A 17703-nucleotide genomic window follows, 5' to 3' on the forward strand; every position below is an offset into this window, starting at 1 on the left:
GCTCCGTAATGACACAACTCACGGTGCCGGAATTTCAGCATCGCACGGTGCTGCTCGATGAAGCGGTCGATGCGCTCGACCTGTCGGGCGACCGCGCGCACGGCATTTACGTCGATGGCACGTTTGGCCGCGGCGGCCATAGCCGCCTGATCCTGTCGCGCCTGGCCGATGACGCGCGCCTGATCGGCTTCGACAAGGATTTGCAAGCCATCGCCACGGCCGAACAGATTGCCGACCCCCGTTTTCAGATCGTCCATGACAGTTTTGCCACCATGACGGCCAGCCTGGCCGAACGCGGCGTGCAGCAGGTGGACGGCATTTTGCTCGACCTGGGCATCTCGTCGCCGCAGGTCGACGACGCGGCGCGCGGTTTCAGCTTCCGCAACGACGGACCGCTGGACATGCGCATGGATACCACGCGCGGCGTCTCCGCGGCCGAGTGGCTGGCGGTGGAAACCGAGCAGAATTTAGAGAAAGTGATACGCGATTATGGGGAAGAACGGTTTGCTTTTCAGATTGCAAAGGCGATTGTTGCTGGCCGGGCAGTCCAGCCAATTTCAAGCACACGACAGCTTGCCGGCATCGTGGCAGGCGCCGTCAAGACCCGCGAGAAGGGTAAGGACCCCGCTACCCGCACCTTTCAGGCAATCCGCATTTTCATTAACAAAGAGCTCGAGGATCTCGAGATCGGTCTGAACCAGGCGTATGCCTGCCTGGCGCCCGGCGCGCGCATGGCCGTGATCAGTTTTCATTCGCTCGAAGACCGCATGGTCAAGCGCTTCTTCGCCTCGAAGGCGAACGTGGAGCAGCCTGACCGCCGTCTGCCGATCCGCGCGGTCGACTTGCCGCAGCCGGAAATGAAGCTGATTTCGAAAATGAAGCCGTCCGACGCCGAGATCGAGGGCAATCCCCGTTCGCGTTCGGCCGTCATGCGCGTGGCGCAGCGTTTGCCCATTCCAGTTAGTGGCGGCGCCCGATGACTGGCAAGCTGTGTGTCGTGCTGTCGGCCCTGCTGGTGTGCTGCGGTCTGTCGCTGGTGAACGCGCAGTACCAGTCGCGCCACCTGCTGATCGACCTGGAACGCGCGCAAGCGCTGTCGCGCCAGCTCGACATCGACTGGGCGCAACTGCAGCTGGACCAGTCCACTTTGGGCAAGCATGAACGCATTGAATCGATCGCACGGCGCGACCTGAGCATGACGCCGTTGACGGCGGCGCGTACGCAATACCTGACGGAGGGCGAATAATGAAGTTGGGCGGTAATAGCAACGGCCGGGTGGCGGCATCGAAAGGCGTGCCATTCTCGAAGAACCCCGTACTGGCGGTGCGTCTGCCCGTCTGGCGTTCGCGCGTCGTGCTGTTCCTGCTGTTCTTCGCTTTCGCCGGCCTGGGCGCGCGCGCCCTGTGGCTGCAGGGCGTGTCGACGCAGTTCCTGCAAAAGCAGGGCAAGGCGCGCTATGAGCGCACGCTGGAACTGCCGGCCACGCGCGGCAAGATCACCGACCGCAACGGCCAGGTGCTGGCGTCGTCCGTCCCCGTGAAAGCCATCTGGGCCATTCCCGACGACGTGCTGCAGGCGTCGCCCGAAAAAATCAATGCGCTGGCCGGTCTGCTGGAAATGAACGTCAACGAATTGCGCAAGAAGCTCGATTCGGACCGCAGCTTCGTTTACCTGAAACGCCAGGTCGAGATGGACGTGGCCGACAAGATTTCCAAGCTCGGCATCGACGGCATCGACGAGCGCAAGGAATACAAGCGCTTCTATCCACAGGGTGAAGTGATGACCCACGTGGTGGGCTTTACCAACGTGGAAGACGTGGGCCAGGAAAGCATGGAACTGGCGCAGCAGAAAACCCTCGTCGGCACCACCGGCAGCCGCCGCGTGATCAAGGACCGTCTGGGCCACATCGTCGAAGACATCGGCTTCATCCACGAACCGCATGACGGCAAGGACCTGACCCTGTCCGTCGACAGCAAGATCCAGTACATCGCCTTCACGCAGCTGAAGGAAGCGGTGGAGAAATTCAACGCCAAGGCCGGCGGCGCCGTGGTGCTCGACGTGCACACGGGCGAAGTGCTGGCCCTGGCCAATTACCCGAGCTACGACCCGAACGACCGCCGCAAGCTCACGGGCCAGCAGCTGCGCAACCGCGTCATGACCGATACTTTTGAGCCCGGTTCGACCCTGAAACCGATCACGGTCTCGCTGGCGCTCGACACGGGCCGGGTCAAGCCGACCACCCTGATCGACACGGGCCCGGGCCGCTACACGATCGCCGACCGCACGATTACCGACACCAAGCCGCACGGCGTGATCAACGTCTCCGAGATCATCGAGATGTCGTCGAATATCGGCACCTCGAAGATCGCGCTGGGCATGCCGTCGCAGGAAATGTGGGAAATGTTTACCAAGGTCGGCTTCGGCCAGCAGCCGAAATGGGGCTTCCCCGGCGCCGTGGCCGGCCGCGTGCGTCCGTATAAATCGTGGCGCCCGGTGGAACAGGCGACCATGAGCTACGGTAACGGCATTTCCGTGTCGCTCATCCAGCTGGCGCGCTCTTATATGATGTTCGCGCGCGACGGCGACACGATTCCCCTGTCGTTCCAGAAGGTCAATGAACTGCCCGTGGGCCAGCAAGTGATCAAGCCGAAGACGGCCGCCGACATGCGCGCCATGCTGGAACTGGTGGTCTCCGGCGCGCACGGCTCGGCCAAGCGCGCCCAGGTCGCCGGCTACCGCGTGGGCGGCAAGACGGGTACCGCCTATAAGGTGGAAAACGGCCGTTATGCGATGCCGCGCAAATACATCGGCTCTTTCGTGGGCATGGTGCCGATGTCGGCGCCGCGCTTCATCATCGCCGTGATGATCGATGAACCGACCGGCCCGGCCCACTATGGCGGCCAGGTCGCCGCTCCCGCTTTCGCGGCGATTGCGACCAACGCGCTGCGCGCGATGAACGTGCCGCCCGATTCCTCCGTTACCGAAATCGTGGTCCCGGCCAATGCCGGCCCGGAGGCCATGTGAAGTCACTCATGACCATACAAGACATCAGTTTGTGGATCAAAACGGCTGCCCCGTCCGGGCAGCTGACGTCCGATTCGCGCCGCGTGCAGCGCGGCGACGTGTTTTTCGCCTATGCGGGCGCCACCGATTTCATCGCCGCCGCCATCGCGCAGGGCGCCGCCGCCATCGTGCATGACGCCGTGGAATGGAACGCCGCATGGAGCGTGCCGCACCTGCTGGTCAGCGACCTGAAACGCCTGGCCGGCCCCGTGGCGCATGCTTTCTACGACATGCCCGACAGCGCCATGTTCAGCGCCGGCGTAACGGGCACGAATGGCAAGACCTCGTGCGCCTTGTGGCTGGCGCAAGCCCTGGCGCGCCTGGGCGAGCCATCGTCCGTCATCGGGACGTTGGGCGTGGGCCTGTGCAAGCCGCGCGGCGCCATCGAATTTGACGTCACCGGCTACACGACGCCCGACGCCGTGCTGCTGGCGCGCAAGCTGGCCGCCATGCGCGACGCTGGCGCCAAGGCCGTCGCCATCGAAGTGTCGTCGATCGGCCTGGACCAGGACCGCGCGGCCGGCATGCATTTTGACGTCGCCATGTTTACCAATCTGACGCGCGACCACCTCGACTACCATGGCGACATGGCGGCCTACGAGGCGGCCAAGGTCAAGCTGTTCGACTGGCCCGGCCTGAAAACGGCCGTCATCAACCTGGACGACCCCATGGGTTTGCGCCTGGCGGCGCACGTGGATGGCAAGCTGGCCGGCGAATATCCCGTCATCGGCTACACCCTGCAGGATGCGGCCGCCTTGCCCGACCTGCCGGGCATGCTGATGCTGCGCGCCAGCCAGTTCCGCAGCCGCAATGCCGGCACTGACTTCCACCTCGAATGCGCGCTGGGCGTGGCGCTGGTCAAGACGCAGCTGGTGGGCCACTTCAATATCAGCAACGCGCTGGCCGTGCTGGGCGCCTTGCTGGCGCACGGCACCGGCCTGCGCGCCGCCATCGACGGCATCGAATCCTTGCAGCCGGCCCCGGGCCGCATGCAGCAGGTGGGCGGCCAGGAAGCGCCGATGGTCGTCATCGATTACGCGCATACGCCGGACGCGCTGGAAAAAACCCTGGCCGCCTTGCGCCAGGTGGCGCAGGAGCGGGGCGGCCAGCTGTGGTGCGTGTTCGGCTGCGGCGGCGACCGCGATCCGGGCAAGCGTCCGCAGATGGGCGCCATCGCGCAGCTGGCCGATCACGTGCTCGTCACCAGCGACAATCCGCGCAGCGAAGACCCGCACGCCATCATCGCGCAGATCGTCGCCGGCATGCACGCAGACGGCCCGCAGCCGCAAGCCATCGAAGACCGCGCCGCCGCCATCCTGTCGGCCATCAAGCACGCCGCCAAGCCGGACGTGATCCTGTTGGCGGGCAAGGGCCATGAACCGTACCAGGAAATCAAGGGCAAGAAACTGCCGTTCTCCGATGCCGACCATGCGCAGCTGGCCCTGTCCGCGCGCCTGACCATGATGAGGACGAACTGATGCGCGGCACCCTGACAGAACTGATGCCGTCGCTGGACGGCGCGCAGCGGACGGGCGACGCCGTTTTTGACGGTGTCTCCACCGACAGCCGCAGCGCCCAGGCCGGTTCGCTGTTCGTCGCCCTGCGCGGCGAGAGTTTCGATGCCCACGACTTCCTCGAGCAGGTGGCCGCGCGCGGCGTCGCCGCCGTGGTGGTCGAGCGCCTGCCCGCAGGCTGGGACAGCGGCAAGGTAGCGGCCATCATGGTGCCCGATACCCTGGCCGCGCTGGGCCGCATCGCCAACCACTGGCGCGGCCGTTTCAATGTGCCCGTCATCGGCGTCACCGGCAGCAATGGCAAGACCACCGTCAAGGAGATGATTGCATCGATCCTGGCGGCGGCCTTTGGCGAAGAAGCGCGCCTGGCCACGCGCGGCAACCTGAATAACGAGATCGGCGTGCCATTGACCCTGTTCCGCCTGAATGAAGAACACAAGGCGGCCGTCATCGAGATGGGCATGAACCATCCGGGAGAAATCGCGCGCCTGGCCGCGATCGCCGCGCCGACCCTGGCGATGGTCAACAATGCGCAGCGCGAGCATCAGGAATTCATGCATACGGTCGAAGCGGTGGCGCGCGAAAACGGCGCCGCGCTGGCGGCATTGGCCGGCGACGGCGTGGCCGTCTTCCCGCATGGCGACGAATTCACGCCCTTGTGGCGCGAGCTGGCCGGCGCGCGCGCCGCCATCACCTTCGGCCTGTCGAAAGAGGCGGACGTGAGCTGCACGCACCGCGCGGCCGAGGATTTTGGCAGTGACCTGTTCGTCAGCGTGCGCGCGCAGGACGGCGCCTTGCGCCAGTTCTTCGTGGGCTTGCAGGCGGCGGGCGAACACAATGTGCGTAATGCGCTGGCCGCGGCGGCATGCGCCTTGGGCGCCGGCATCGCCATCGAACATATCAAGCAGGGCCTGGAGGCGTTCGCGCCCGTGAACGGCCGCCTGCAGAAAAAACGTGCCGCCAACGGCGCCACCATCATTGACGACACGTATAACGCCAATCCGGATTCGGCGCGCGCGGCCATCGATGTACTGGCGCAGGCCGCGGCACCACGCATCCTGGTGCTGGGCGAGATGGGCGAAGTCGGCACGCAGGGGCAGCAGTTCCACGAAGAGATCGGCGCCTACGCCGCCGCCAAAGGCATCGAACACGTGCTGGCGACGGGCGGCCTGGCGCGCCATCTGGTGAGTGCGGCGCAGGCAGCCGCCAGCCAGGAATCGGGCACGGTCGTGGAGTATTTCGAACAGTTCGACGGTTTGCTGGCGGCGCTCGATGCGCATTTGTCCGGCCGTTCGGATGCAACAGTATTAATCAAGGGCTCCCGCTTCATGAAGATGGAACGGGCCGTGCAGCATTTGATTGGTTCAAACAACAATAACAAGGAAGCTCACTAATCATGCTGCTCTGGCTCGCTCATTATTTCCAGGACGACATTGGCCCATTGCGGGTCTTTAACTTCATCACTTTCCGCGCCGTCTTCGCCACCTTGACGGCGATTTTGATCGGCCTGTGCGCCGGCCCCGCCGTGATCCGCATGCTCACGCGCATGAAGGTCGGCCAGGCCGTGCGTACGGACGGCCCGCAAACGCATCTGAAAAAACATGGCACGCCTACCATGGGCGGTGTGCTGATCCTTATCGCCATCGGCATTTCCACCTTGCTGTGGGCCGACCTGTCGAACCGCTTCATCTGGCCGGTCCTGATCGTCACCCTGGGCTTTGGCGCCGTCGGCTGGGCCGACGATTACCGCAAGGTGGTGCACCAGGACCCGGAAGGCATGCGCTCGCGCGAAAAATACTTCTGGCAGTCGCTGATCGGCATCGTCGCCGCGTTTTACCTGGCGTTTTCCGTCTCCGTGTCGGAACCTGACGCGGGCCACGTGTGGAACCTGATCTATGCCTGGGTACAGTCGGGCTTCGCCATGGACCTGCCGCCGAAGGCCGATTTGATCGTCCCGTTCTTCAAGACCATCAGCTATCCGCTGGGCGTGTGGGGCTTCATCGCGCTGACCTATTGCGTCATCGTCGGCACCAGCAACGCCGTCAACTTCACGGACGGTCTCGATGGCCTGGCCATCATGCCGACCGTGATGGTGGGCACGGCCCTGGGCCTGTTCGCCTACCTGACGGGCAACGCCACGTATGCGCGCTACCTGTTCATCCCGCACATTCCGGGCGCCGGCGAACTGGTGATCTTCTGCGGCGCGCTGGCAGGTTCCGGCCTGGCCTTCCTCTGGTATAACACGCACCCCGCGAAAGTGTTCATGGGCGACGTGGGCGCGCTGGCACTGGGCGGCGCACTGGGCACCGTCGCCGTCATCGTGCGCCAGGAAATCGTGCTGTTCATCATGGGCGGCATCTTCGTCGTCGAAACGCTGTCCGTGATCATCCAGGTCGTCTGGTTCAAGTACACCAAGAAGCGCTTTGGCGCGGGCCGCCGCGTCTTCCTGATGGCGCCATTGCATCACCATTTTGAACAAAAAGGCTGGAAGGAGACGCAGGTTGTCGTGCGTTTCTGGATCATCACCATGATGCTGGTGCTGCTCGGCCTGACCACCTTGAAGCTGCGCTGATGATGTACGACGCTAAAACCGCACTGGTACTGGGCCTCGGCGAATCGGGGCTGGCGATGGCTCTGTGGCTGGCCCGCAGCGGTGCTTGCGTGCGCGTGGCCGATACGCGCGAAGCGCCAGAGCGCCTGGCCGCGTTGCAGGCTGCCGTGCCGCAGGCGCAGTTCATCGCCGGCGCCTTCTCGGCCGAGCTGCTCGATGGCGTCGACTTCGTTGCCGTCAGCCCCGGCCTGGCGCCGGGCCGCGAACTGGCTGGAATCGCCCCGGCCGCGCAGGAAAAAAACATTCCCGTGTGGGGCGAGATCGAACTGTTCGCGCAGGCCCTGGCGGCGCTCAAGGCGGAACGCGGCTATGCGCCGAAAGTCATCGCCATCACGGGCACGAATGGCAAGACGACCGTCACCAGTCTGGTAGGCCTGCTGTGCGAGCGCGCCGGATTGGTCACGCGCGTGGCCGGCAATATCAGCCCCGCCGCGCTGGACGTGCTGCGCGAAGTGCTCGATGCCGAGCCTGCGCCGCAGCCGGTGGAGGCGGACGCTGAAGCGGCCGAACCCGTCGCCGGCACCTTGCCGCAGGCGTGGATACTCGAGTTGTCCAGCTTCCAGCTGCACACCACGTTCAGCCTGCAGGCCGATGCGGCCACGGTCCTGAATCTGTCGCAGGATCACTTGGACTGGCATGGCGACATGGCCGCGTATGCCAAGGACAAGGCGCGCATCTTCGGCGAGCAGACCGTGCGCATCCTGAACCGCGACGATGCCTTGGTCATGCACATGGCCGATCCGCTGGCCGAGACGGTCACCTTCGGCACGGGCGAGCCGGCGGAAGTGGACAGCTTTGGCCTGGTCAATGAACGCGGCATCTTCTGGCTGGCGCAAGCCGTGCCCAGCGAAGAAGTGATCGAGAAAAAACGCAGGAAGAACGATCCGGCGCCGGAACCGGTGCCGACGATGGCCAAGAAACTGATGCCGGCCGACGCGCTGAAAATCCGCGGCCAGCATAACGCCTCGAATGCGCTGGCGGCGCTGGCCCTGTGCCGCGCCATCGGCTTGCCGTTCGCGCCGCTGCTGCACGGTTTGCGCGAATACCAGGGCGAACCGCACCGCGTGGAGCTGATCACGGCCGTGGGCGAGGTCGAATACTACGACGACAGCAAGGGCACCAACGTGGGCGCGACAGTGGCCGCGTTGTCCGGCCTGGGCAAGGCGTTTGGCGGCGCGGAACAGCGCCTGGTGCTGATCGCCGGCGGCGACGGCAAGGGGCAGGATTTCTCGCCGCTGGCCGAACCGGTTTCGCGCTACGTGCGCGCCGTGGTGCTGATCGGCCGTGATGCGCCAGCCTTGCGCGCGGCGCTCGAGCCGGCCGGTGTGGACATCATCGATTGCGCCACCTTGCCGGAAGCCGTCAAGCGCGCCAGCAGCCTGGCGCTGGCCGGCGACGCCGTGCTGCTGTCGCCCGCTTGCGCCAGCCTGGACATGTTCAAGAACTATGCGCACCGCGCGCAGGTGTTTGTCGACGCCGTGCGCGACATCGCCCTGGAAAACGGACAGGATATCTGATGGCCTTCCAACTGCCTTTCCGCTTTGGTTCCGGCTCGGCTGCCAAGCCGCTGGATAGCCGCGCGCGGCAGTCGAAGATGATGGATTACGACAAGCCGCTGGTGTGGGTGGTCCTGCTGCTCATGTTGCTCGGCATGGTGATGGTGTATTCGGCGTCGATCTCGCTGTCGGACGCGCGCAAGTTTGCCGCCTACACGAACAATTATTTCGTCGTGCGCCAGGCGCTGTTCATCGGCGTGTCGGTGATCGCCGGCGCGCTGGTGTTCCGCATTCCCATCGCGACCTGGCAAAAAATCGCGCCGTGGCTGTTCATCGGCACCCTGGTGCTGCTGGTGATGGTCCTGATACCGGGCCTGGGCGTGTCGGTCAACGGCGGTCGCCGCTGGCTGAATCTGCCGGGCCTGCGGCCGCAGCCGTCCGAGCTGATGAAGGTGGTGATGGTGCTGTACGCGGCCGACTACACGGTGCGCAAGCAGGAATACATGCACAAGCTGACCAAGGGCTTCATGCCGATGGCGCTGGCCGTCAGCTTCGTCGGCTTGCTGCTGCTGATGGAACCCGATCTGGGCGCCTTCGGCGTGATCGTCTGCATCGCCATGGGCATCCTGTTTTTGGGCGGCGTCAACGCCATCTGGTTCGGCGGCATCGGCGCCATGCTGACGGCGATCTTCGTCACCATCATCGCCCTGTCGAAATTCCGCCGCGAGCGGTTTTTCGCTTATCTCGATCCGTGGCAGGAAGACAATGCGCTGAACAAGGCGTATCAGCTGACGCACTCCTTGATCGCCTTCGGGCGCGGCGAACTGTTTGGCGTGGGCCTGGGCGGCAGCGTGGAAAAGCTGCACTACCTGCCCGAAGCGCATACGGACTTTTTGCTGGCCGTAATCGGCGAGGAACTGGGCCTGGTGGGCGTGCTGGTCGTGATCGGCATGTTCTACTGGATTATCAAGCGCGCGTTCGACATCGGCCGCCAGGCGATCGCCATCGACCAGACCTTTGCCGGCCTGACGGCGAAAGGCATCGCCATCTGGATCGGCGTGCAGACCTTCATCAACATGGGCGTGAACCTGGGCCTGCTGCCGACCAAGGGCCTGACCTTGCCCTTGATGAGTTATGGCGGCACGGGCGTACTGATTAACTGTATCGGCCTGGCGATTTTGCTGCGCATCGATTACGAAAACCGGATCCTGATGCGCGGAGGCCGGCTATGAACAACGTGACGAATTTGAAAACGACGAAAAGACTGATGATCATGGCGGCCGGCACCGGCGGCCATATCTTCCCGGGCCTGGCGATTGCGCAGACGATGCGCGCGCGCGGCTGGGAAGTGAGCTGGCTGGGCACGACCCATGGCATGGAGCAGGAACTGGTGCCGAAAAGCGGCATTCCCATGGATGCCATCGAATTTTCCGGCATGCGCGGCAAGGGCCTGGCGCACACGGTCAAAGGCGGCTTCAGGATGCTGGCGAGCTTCTTTGCCATCCGCCGTTTCATCGCCAGCCGCAAGCCGGACGTGGTGATGGGCATGGGCGGCTACGTCACCGTGCCGGGCGGTCTGATGGCGCGCCTGAAGGGGGTGCCGCTGGTGCTGGTTAATGCCGATGCAGCGCTGCTGTTGTCGAACAAGACCCTGGTGCCGCTGGCGCAGCAGGTGTGCTTCGGTTTTCCCGCCGATTTCGGCAGCGCCGCCGGCAAGGCCGTCGTCACGGGCAATCCCGTGCGCGCCGAGATCCTCGCCATGGCACCGCCGGCCGCGCGTTTCGCGGGCCGCAGCGGACCGCTGCGCATCCTGGTGGTGGGCGGCAGCCTGGGCGCGAAAGCGCTGAACGACAGCCTGCCCGCCGCGCTGGCGCTGATGCCGGAGGGCGAACGCCCGCTGGTGACGCACCAGTCGGGCAAGAAGAATATCGACGCCCTGCACGCTGCATATGCGCAGGCGGGCGTGCAAGCGAACGTGGTCGACTTCATCGACGACATGGCCAGGGCGTATACCGAGGCCGACCTGGTGATTTGCCGCGCGGGCGCCATCACCTTGTCGGAATTGACGGCGGCCGGCGTGGCCAGCGTGCTCGTGCCGCTGGTGGCGTCGACCACTAGCCACCAGCGCGACAACGCGCAATGGATGGCGAAGCAAGGCGCGGCGATTCATCTGCCGCAGACGGAAATGAGTGCGGTGTCGCTGAGCACTCTGCTGGCGTCCTTGACGCGCGAGACCTGCCAGCAGATGGCGCAGGCGGCACTGGCAGCAGGCAAGCGCGACGCCAATGAGGCGATCGCACACGTATTGGAAAAATTGGCATGAGGTTAGCTCTGTGAAGCATAAAGTAAACAATATCCACTTTGTCGGCATTGGCGGCAGCGGCATGAGCGGCATCGCCGAAGTGCTGGTCAACCTCGGCTACAAGGTGTCGGGCTCCGATCTGGGCAGCAATGCGGCGACGCAGCGCCTGGCGAGCCTGGGCGCGACCGTCATGCTCGGCCACGCGGCCGAGAACATCGGCGACGCCGATGCGGTAGTGACGTCGGGCGCCGTCCCGCAAGACAATCCGGAAGTGGCGGCTGCGCGCGCGCGCAAGATTCCGCTGGTGCCGCGCGCCGTGATGCTCGGTGAATTGATGCGCCTGAAACGCGGCATCGCCATCGCCGGCACGCACGGCAAAACCACCACCACCAGCCTGGTCGCCTCCGTGCTGGCGCAGGGCGGCCTCGATCCCACCTTCGTCATCGGCGGGCGCCTGACCAGCGCCGGCGCGAACGCCAAGCTGGGTTCGGGCGACTACCTGGTGGCCGAAGCCGATGAATCGGATGCCTCGTTCCTGAACCTGACGCCGATGATCGAAGTGATCACGAATATCGACGCTGATCACATGGACACCTACGAGCACGATTTCGAGAAGCTCAAGCAGGCCTTCGTGCAGTTCACGCACCGCTTGCCGTTCTATGGCCGCGCCATGCTGTGCATCGACGATCCGCACGTGCGCGCCATCATCCCGTCCGTCACCAAGCCCGTCACCACCTACGGTTTCGCGGAAGACGCGCAAGTGCGCGCCATCAACGCGCGCGCCGTGGGCCTGGAAATGCATTTCACCGTGCTGCAGGAAGGTTATCCGGACCTCGACGTGGTGCTGAACCAGCCCGGCATGCACAATGTGCAGAATGCCTGCTCGGCGATCGCCATCGCGCGCGAAATCGGCATCGCCGACAGCGCCACGCAGCAGGGCCTGGCCGAGTTTTCCGGCGTGGGCCGCCGCTTTACCCGCTATGGCGACGTGGCGCTGCCGAACGGCGGCACTTTCGCGCTGGTCGACGATTTCGGCCACCATCCGGTGGAAACGGAAGTGACCCTGGCCGCCGCGCGCGCCGCCTATCCTGGCCGCCGCCTGGTGCTGGCATTCCAGCCGCACCGCTACAGCCGCACGCGCGACCTGTTCGAGGATTTCGTCAAGGTGCTCGGTGCGCCCGACGTGCTGCTCTTGTCCGAAGTGTATGCGGCGGGCGAGGCGCCTATCGTCGCCGCCGACGGCCGCGCCCTGGCGCATGCGCTGCGCGCGCGCGGCAAGATCGAGCCGTTTTTTGTCGAGTCCATGACGGACATGGCCGACACCATCATGAGCGTGGCGCGCGACGGCGACGTCGTGCTGACCATGGGCGCCGGTTCCATCAGCGGCATCCCGAATCAACTGACAACGTATCAATCTCACACTGTAAAGGCCTGACGTGAACCAAGCTTCAGCTATCGACGTTAAACAATTGGGCAAGGTCGGCGTCCTGTTCGGCGGCCGCTCGGCCGAGCGCGAAGTGTCGCTGATGTCCGGCGCGGGCGTGCTGGCCGCTTTGAAAAGCCATGGCGTGAATGCGCATGGCTTCGACACGGGCGAACGCAGCCTGGCCGAACTGGCCGCTGAGAAGTTTGACCGCGTCTTCATCGCGCTGCACGGCCGCTTCGGCGAAGACGGCAGCCTGCAGGGCGCGCTGGAACAGCTGGGCATCCCGTACACCGGCAGCGGCGTGATGGCTTGCTCGGTGGGCATGGACAAGGTCTATACCAAGATGATCTGGCTGATGCACGAGCTGCCGACGCCGAAGTACGCGGTGCTGGACGACAGCTCCGACCTGGCCAAGGTCGCCGCAGAACTGGGCTTGCCGCTGATCGTCAAGCCGCCGCATGAAGGCTCGAGCATCGGCATCACGACGGTCAACGAGGCCTCGGCCTTCCAGGCGGCCTACGACATCGCCGCCGGCCTCGATGATTCGGTGCTGGCCGAGGAATTCATCAAGGGCCGCGAGTTCACCGTTGCCATCCTTGGCAAGGGCGCTGCGGCGCGCGCGCTGCCGCCGATCGAAATCGTCGCTCCGCAAGGCAATTACGATTACCAGAACAAGTACTTCACGGACGATACGCAGTATTTCTGCCCGCCGCAGCTGGACCCGGCGATCATCGCCGAGATGGAACGCATCGCCCTGGCGGCCTACCGCGCCCTCGGCTGCGAAGGCTGGGGACGGGTCGATGTGCTGATGCGTGCGGCCGACAGCAAGCTGTTTTTGCTGGAAGTGAATACCTCGCCAGGCATGACGGGCCACTCGCTCGTGCCGATGGCGGCGCGCGCGGAAGGCACCAGCTATGAAGACCTGTGCCTGGAAATCGTTTCCGGCGCAAGCCTGAAAATGCACAAGGGACAGCGCTGATATGTGGCATGACGCTAAAAGCCTCAATACGACTGCCAACGGCTTGCTGGCCGCGGTGCTGGTCGTGTGCGTGGCCGCCGGCGTCTGGTGGGTGTCGCAGCGACCCATGTTCGACCTGCGCACGATCAAGGTGGAGAGCGCGGACGACAAGGGCCTGCGCCACGTGAATTACCTGACCCTGCGCAGCGGCACTTTGGGCCGCATCAAGGGCAATTTTTTCACGACCAACCTGGAAAGCGTGCGCGGCGTGTTCGAATCGGTGCCCTGGGTGCGTCGCGCCAGCGTGCGGCGCGAGTGGCCGAACCAGCTGATCGTGGCGCTGGAAGAACACGAAGCGCTGGGCACCTGGGGCGAGGATGGACGCCTGCTGTCGGTCAAGGGCGATGTGTTTACAGCCAATGTGGCCGAAGCCGAAGACGACCATGAGTTGCCTGCGTTTGCCGGCCCCGATGGCAGCGAGAAGGAAGTACTGACCACCTATGTGCAGCTGGCAAAGTGGTTTGCGCCGTTGAAGATGGTGCCTGAATCGCTGTCGCTGTCGAGCCGCTATGCGTGGACGGTGAAACTGAATAACGGCATGAGCGTGGCGCTGGGGCGCGAGCAGAATCATACAACCCTGAAAGCGCGGGTCGACCGGCTGGTGGGCATCTACCCGCAGCTGGCGAGCCGGCTGGAAAATATCGACACGATCGATATGCGCTACCAGAATGGCCTGGCGCTCAGTTCAGCCGGCCTGGTGATACCGGCCGAAGGCAAGGATGGCAGGCCGGCGCCGGCGATCAAGAAGAAAAATGGCAGTCCGATTAAAAAACCGGCTTGACCGAATACTCAATTAATCAATTAATAGCCCAAAAAACTAGGCGAAAGAAATGACAAAAGACGCGAAAAACCTGATCGTCGGCCTCGACATCGGCACCTCGAAAGTGGTGGCGGTGGTAGCCGAAGTGATGTCCGATGGGCGCCACGAAGTGATCGGGCTGGGCCAGCACGAATCGAAGGGCCTGAAAAAAGGCGTAGTGGTCAATATCGAGGCTACGGTGGAGTCCATCCAGCGCGCGCTGGAAGAGGCCGAGCTGATGGCCGACTGCAAGATCCGCAATGTGTACGCGGGCATTGCGGGCAGCCATATCCGCAGCTTCAATTCCAGCGGCATGGTGGCCATCAAGGACAAGGAAGTGACGGCGACCGACGTGGCGCGCGTCATCGAGACGGCAAAAGCGGTTAACATTCCGACCGATCAGCAATTGCTGCACACGGTGCCGCAAGAGTTCATCGTCGACAGCCAGGAAGATGTGCGCGAGCCTATCGGCATGAGCGGCATCCGCCTGGAGGTGAAGGTGCATATCGTCACCGGCGCCGTGTCGGCGGTGCAGAACATCGTCAAGTGCGTGCGCCGCTGCGGGCTGGAAGTGTCGGACCTGATCCTGCAGCCGATGGCGTCCGCCGATGCGGTGCTCACGCCCGACGAGAAGGAACTGGGCGTGGTGCTGATCGACATCGGCGGCGGCACGACCGATGTGGCGGTATTTTCCGATGGCGCGATCCGCCATACGGCAGTCATTCCCATCGCCGGTGACCAGATCACCAACGACATCGCCATGGCCTTGCGTACCCCGACCGCGGAAGCGGAAGAAATCAAGATCCGCTATGGCGTGGCCAAGCAGGTCCTGGCCGACCCCGGCGAATCGCTGGAAGTGCCGGGCCTGGGCGACCGCGGCCCGCGCAACCTGTCGCGCCAGGCGCTGGCGGCAGTGATCGAGCCGAGGGTCGAGGAGCTGTTCGCGATGGTGCATCAGGTGGTGCGCGAATCCGGCTACGAAGGCGTGCTGTCGTCGGGCATCGTGCTCACGGGCGGCACGTCCATCATGCCCGGCATGGTGGAAATGGCCGAAGATATTTTCCTGAAACCGGCGCGCCTGGGCACGCCCGAGTATCGGGGCCAGCTGGCTGACGTGGTGCGCAGTCCGCGCTATGCCACGGTATTGGGCCTGCTGCTGGAAGCGAAGAAGCAATACCTGCGCGGCCACATCGTGACGCGTCAGGACGGCTCGGTGAAGGCAGTCTGGCAACGCATGAAGGAATGGTTTTTAGGGAATTTTTAAGGGCATGATTTACGCCCGGCAGTACAGGTTTTTTGGCAGCATCGCAGGTACACACACATAACTTTATTTTATATTTAACCGCAGTTTTCAATCTCCAGTTCTCCTACCAATATGAGGCCTGGCGCTTGGAAACCGCATCTGATAGGAGCACATCATGGAGTTCGATATGGTCGATAACACAGCTTTAGGTACCGTCATCAAGGTCGTCGGCGTCGGCGGTGCGGGTGGCAATGCAGTCCAACACATGATCAACAAAGGCATGTCGGGCGTGGAGTTCATTGCCGCCAACACCGACGCACAGGCCCTGTCGACATCGAAGGCCCACAACATCATCCAGATCGGCGATACCGGTCTGGGCGCCGGCATGAAGCCTGCCGTCGGCCGCCAGCTGGCCGAAGAATCGCGCGCACGCATCGCCGATTCGCTGCGCGGCGCGCACATGGTCTTCATCGCCGCCGGCATGGGCGGCGGCACGGGCACGGGCGCCGCTCCTATCGTGGCCGAAGTGGCCAAGGAACTGGGCGCCCTGACGGTAGCCGTGGTCTCCAAGCCATTCTCGTACGAAGGCCAGAAATGCATGGACATCGCCGACGAAGGCCTGGAGCAGCTGTCCCTGCACGTCGATTCGCTGATCATCATCCTCAATGAAAAACTGGAAGAGATCTACGAAGACGAAAGCATGCTGGAATGGATGCAGCACGCCGATGATGTGCTTAACAACGCGGTGGCCGGCATCGCCGAAATCATCAACGTGCCTGGCCATATCAACGTCGACTTCAACGACGTGAAAACCATCATGGGCGAGCAGGGCAAGGCCATGATGGGCACGGCGACGGCGTCCGGCGTCGACCGCGCGCGCATCGCCGCCGAACAGGCTGTCGCTTCGCCGCTGCTGGACGGCATTGATCTGTCTGGCGCGCGCGGCGTGCTGGTCAACGTCACGGCCAGCCGTGGCTTGAAAGGCAAGGAGATCAAGGAAGTCATGGCTGCCGTGCGCGCGTTTGCCGCGCCGGACGCGTCGATCGCGCAAGGTATCGCCTACGACGACGCCATGGGCGACGATATCCGCGTTACCGTGGTGGCCACGGGCCTGGGCCGCGCGAAGAAAAACATCCAGCTGGTACCGCAGCAAGTGCTGCGCACCGGCACCCACAACAGCCCGCTGACCCCGTCGGCTGCCATGGGTAGCGCGCAAGCGGCGACGACGACGGTTGGCGTAGCCACGCCGGCAGCCGGTTTCGACGGCATGAAGGCACCAGCCGTATGGCGCCGCGAATCGGCTTCCGAGCAAGTGCGCGCGATGGAAAAGAATGGCATGGAAACCTACGACATTCCAGCGTTCCTGCGTAAGCAAGCAGATTAAGGTGATCTGATGTCAGTAACGATGACGGCGGCCTGAGGGCCGCCGTTTTTTTTGCCGTTTTTTGATTTTTGGCTTTGCCTTTCCGGCCGCTTTCTGCACAAATGCGGCAAGTCAGGCATACTATCGCGCAGTGTCGGCATCACGCCGGCAGCATCCTCAACCGACAGCACACAAGGAGTCAACATGACCATCAAGATCGGCGACACCCTGCCAGAAGGCACCCTGGCCGAATTCATCGAAAGCGAAACCGAAGGTTGCGCACTGGGTCCGAACACGTTCAACGTGCAAGACCTGGTCAAGGGCAAGAAGATCGCCATCTTCGGCCTGCCAGGCGCCTACACCCCGACTTGCTCCGCACAGCACGTGCCAGGCTACGTCAAGCACGCCGCCGACCTGAAAGCCAAGGGCGTCGATGAAATCTGGTGCATCTCCGTCAACGACGCGTTCGTGATGGGCGCGTGGGGCCGCGACCAGAAAGCCACCGGCGTCGTACGCATGATGGCTGACGGCAATGCCGCCTACAGCAAGGCCCTGGGCCTGGACGCTGATTTTTCCAAGCACGGCATGGGCACGCGCTCGCAGCGCTACTCGATGCTGGTCGACAATGGCGTCGTGACGCAATTGAACGTCGAGCAGGGCGGCAAGTTTGAAGTGTCGAATGCCGAGACCTTGCTGAGCCAGCTGGCCTAAGCAGATCGCAGGTTGGCGTAGGCCAGGCGCAGGTCGGCGTAGGTCGGCTTAGCGCAGCGTAAGCCGACGAGCGGAATTCGCATCACGTTTGCTCTGGCATTGTTGGATTACGCGCTGCGCGCTAATCCAACCTACGCAATAAAAAACGGCGCCATCG

Annotated in this window: 15 protein-coding genes; all 15 read left to right on the top strand. The window is 63.8% G+C overall.

The features are described from left to right. Window positions 1-8 precede the first annotated feature (8 nt). Window positions 9-980, top strand: coding sequence for a 16S rRNA (cytosine(1402)-N(4))-methyltransferase RsmH (rsmH, locus tag AC1Q6X_RS19055; protein WP_070222499.1), 972 nt, complete (start codon window positions 9-11; stop codon window positions 978-980). Next, the gene (gene ftsL / locus AC1Q6X_RS19060; RefSeq protein ID WP_034748894.1) at window positions 977-1246 is read left to right on the top strand and encodes a cell division protein FtsL; all 270 of its coding nucleotides are present in this window, start codon (window positions 977-979) and stop codon (window positions 1244-1246) included. Before rsmH ends, ftsL begins: the two co-directional genes overlap by 4 nt. Next, the gene (locus AC1Q6X_RS19065) at window positions 1246-3024 is read left to right on the top strand and encodes a peptidoglycan D,D-transpeptidase FtsI family protein (protein ID WP_070222497.1); all 1779 of its coding nucleotides are present in this window, start codon (window positions 1246-1248) and stop codon (window positions 3022-3024) included. The genes ftsL and AC1Q6X_RS19065 overlap by 1 nt, the downstream gene beginning before the upstream one ends. Window positions 3025-3032: 8 nt before the next feature. Further along, window positions 3033-4541 carry a UDP-N-acetylmuramoyl-L-alanyl-D-glutamate--2,6-diaminopimelate ligase gene (locus AC1Q6X_RS19070; protein WP_492498143.1) on the top strand — a complete coding sequence of 503 codons (1509 nt, stop codon included), beginning with the start codon at window positions 3033-3035 and terminating at the stop codon, window positions 4539-4541. Continuing rightward, complete coding sequence (locus AC1Q6X_RS19075; protein ID WP_492498144.1) at window positions 4541-5971, top strand: UDP-N-acetylmuramoyl-tripeptide--D-alanyl-D-alanine ligase; 1431 nt, start codon at window positions 4541-4543, stop codon at window positions 5969-5971. The genes AC1Q6X_RS19070 and AC1Q6X_RS19075 overlap by 1 nt, the downstream gene beginning before the upstream one ends. A 2-nt stretch (window positions 5972-5973) precedes the next feature. Next, window positions 5974-7149, top strand: a complete 1176-nt coding sequence (gene mraY / locus AC1Q6X_RS19080) for a phospho-N-acetylmuramoyl-pentapeptide-transferase (RefSeq protein ID WP_070222491.1) — start codon at window positions 5974-5976, stop codon at window positions 7147-7149. Further along, window positions 7149-8705 (top strand): UDP-N-acetylmuramoyl-L-alanine--D-glutamate ligase, encoded by a 1557-nt coding sequence (gene murD / locus AC1Q6X_RS19085; RefSeq protein ID WP_492498145.1) that lies wholly within the window; start codon window positions 7149-7151, stop codon window positions 8703-8705. Before mraY ends, murD begins: the two co-directional genes overlap by 1 nt. After that, on the top strand, window positions 8705-9916 hold the full coding sequence (ftsW, locus tag AC1Q6X_RS19090) for a putative lipid II flippase FtsW (RefSeq protein WP_070222487.1): 1212 nt from the start codon (window positions 8705-8707) through the stop codon (window positions 9914-9916). Before murD ends, ftsW begins: the two co-directional genes overlap by 1 nt. Next, window positions 9913-11007, top strand: coding sequence for an undecaprenyldiphospho-muramoylpentapeptide beta-N-acetylglucosaminyltransferase (murG, locus tag AC1Q6X_RS19095; RefSeq protein WP_492419991.1), 1095 nt, complete (start codon window positions 9913-9915; stop codon window positions 11005-11007). Before ftsW ends, murG begins: the two co-directional genes overlap by 4 nt. 10 nt (window positions 11008-11017) lie before the next feature. After that, complete coding sequence (murC, locus tag AC1Q6X_RS19100; RefSeq protein ID WP_492498146.1) at window positions 11018-12421, top strand: UDP-N-acetylmuramate--L-alanine ligase; 1404 nt, start codon at window positions 11018-11020, stop codon at window positions 12419-12421. Window position 12422: 1 nt separating this feature from the next. Continuing rightward, window positions 12423-13391, top strand: a complete 969-nt coding sequence (locus AC1Q6X_RS19105) for a D-alanine--D-alanine ligase (RefSeq protein ID WP_230506306.1) — start codon at window positions 12423-12425, stop codon at window positions 13389-13391. 1 nt (window position 13392) lies between these two features. Next, complete coding sequence (locus AC1Q6X_RS19110; protein ID WP_492498147.1) at window positions 13393-14211, top strand: cell division protein FtsQ/DivIB; 819 nt, start codon at window positions 13393-13395, stop codon at window positions 14209-14211. A 49-nt stretch (window positions 14212-14260) separates the two neighbouring features. Beyond that, entirely contained in the window at window positions 14261-15493 is a 1233-nt protein-coding gene (ftsA, locus tag AC1Q6X_RS19115; RefSeq protein ID WP_010394955.1) for a cell division protein FtsA, read from the top strand. Between the two features lie 154 nt (window positions 15494-15647). Next, the gene (gene ftsZ / locus AC1Q6X_RS19120) at window positions 15648-16856 is read left to right on the top strand and encodes a cell division protein FtsZ (protein ID WP_034784974.1); all 1209 of its coding nucleotides are present in this window, start codon (window positions 15648-15650) and stop codon (window positions 16854-16856) included. A 183-nt stretch (window positions 16857-17039) separates the two neighbouring features. Next, entirely contained in the window at window positions 17040-17546 is a 507-nt protein-coding gene (locus AC1Q6X_RS19125) for a peroxiredoxin (protein WP_070222479.1), read from the top strand. The last annotated feature ends 157 nt before the right edge of the window (window positions 17547-17703 follow it).

This window comes from Janthinobacterium sp. GW823-FHT06H09 (assembly GCF_058794735.1).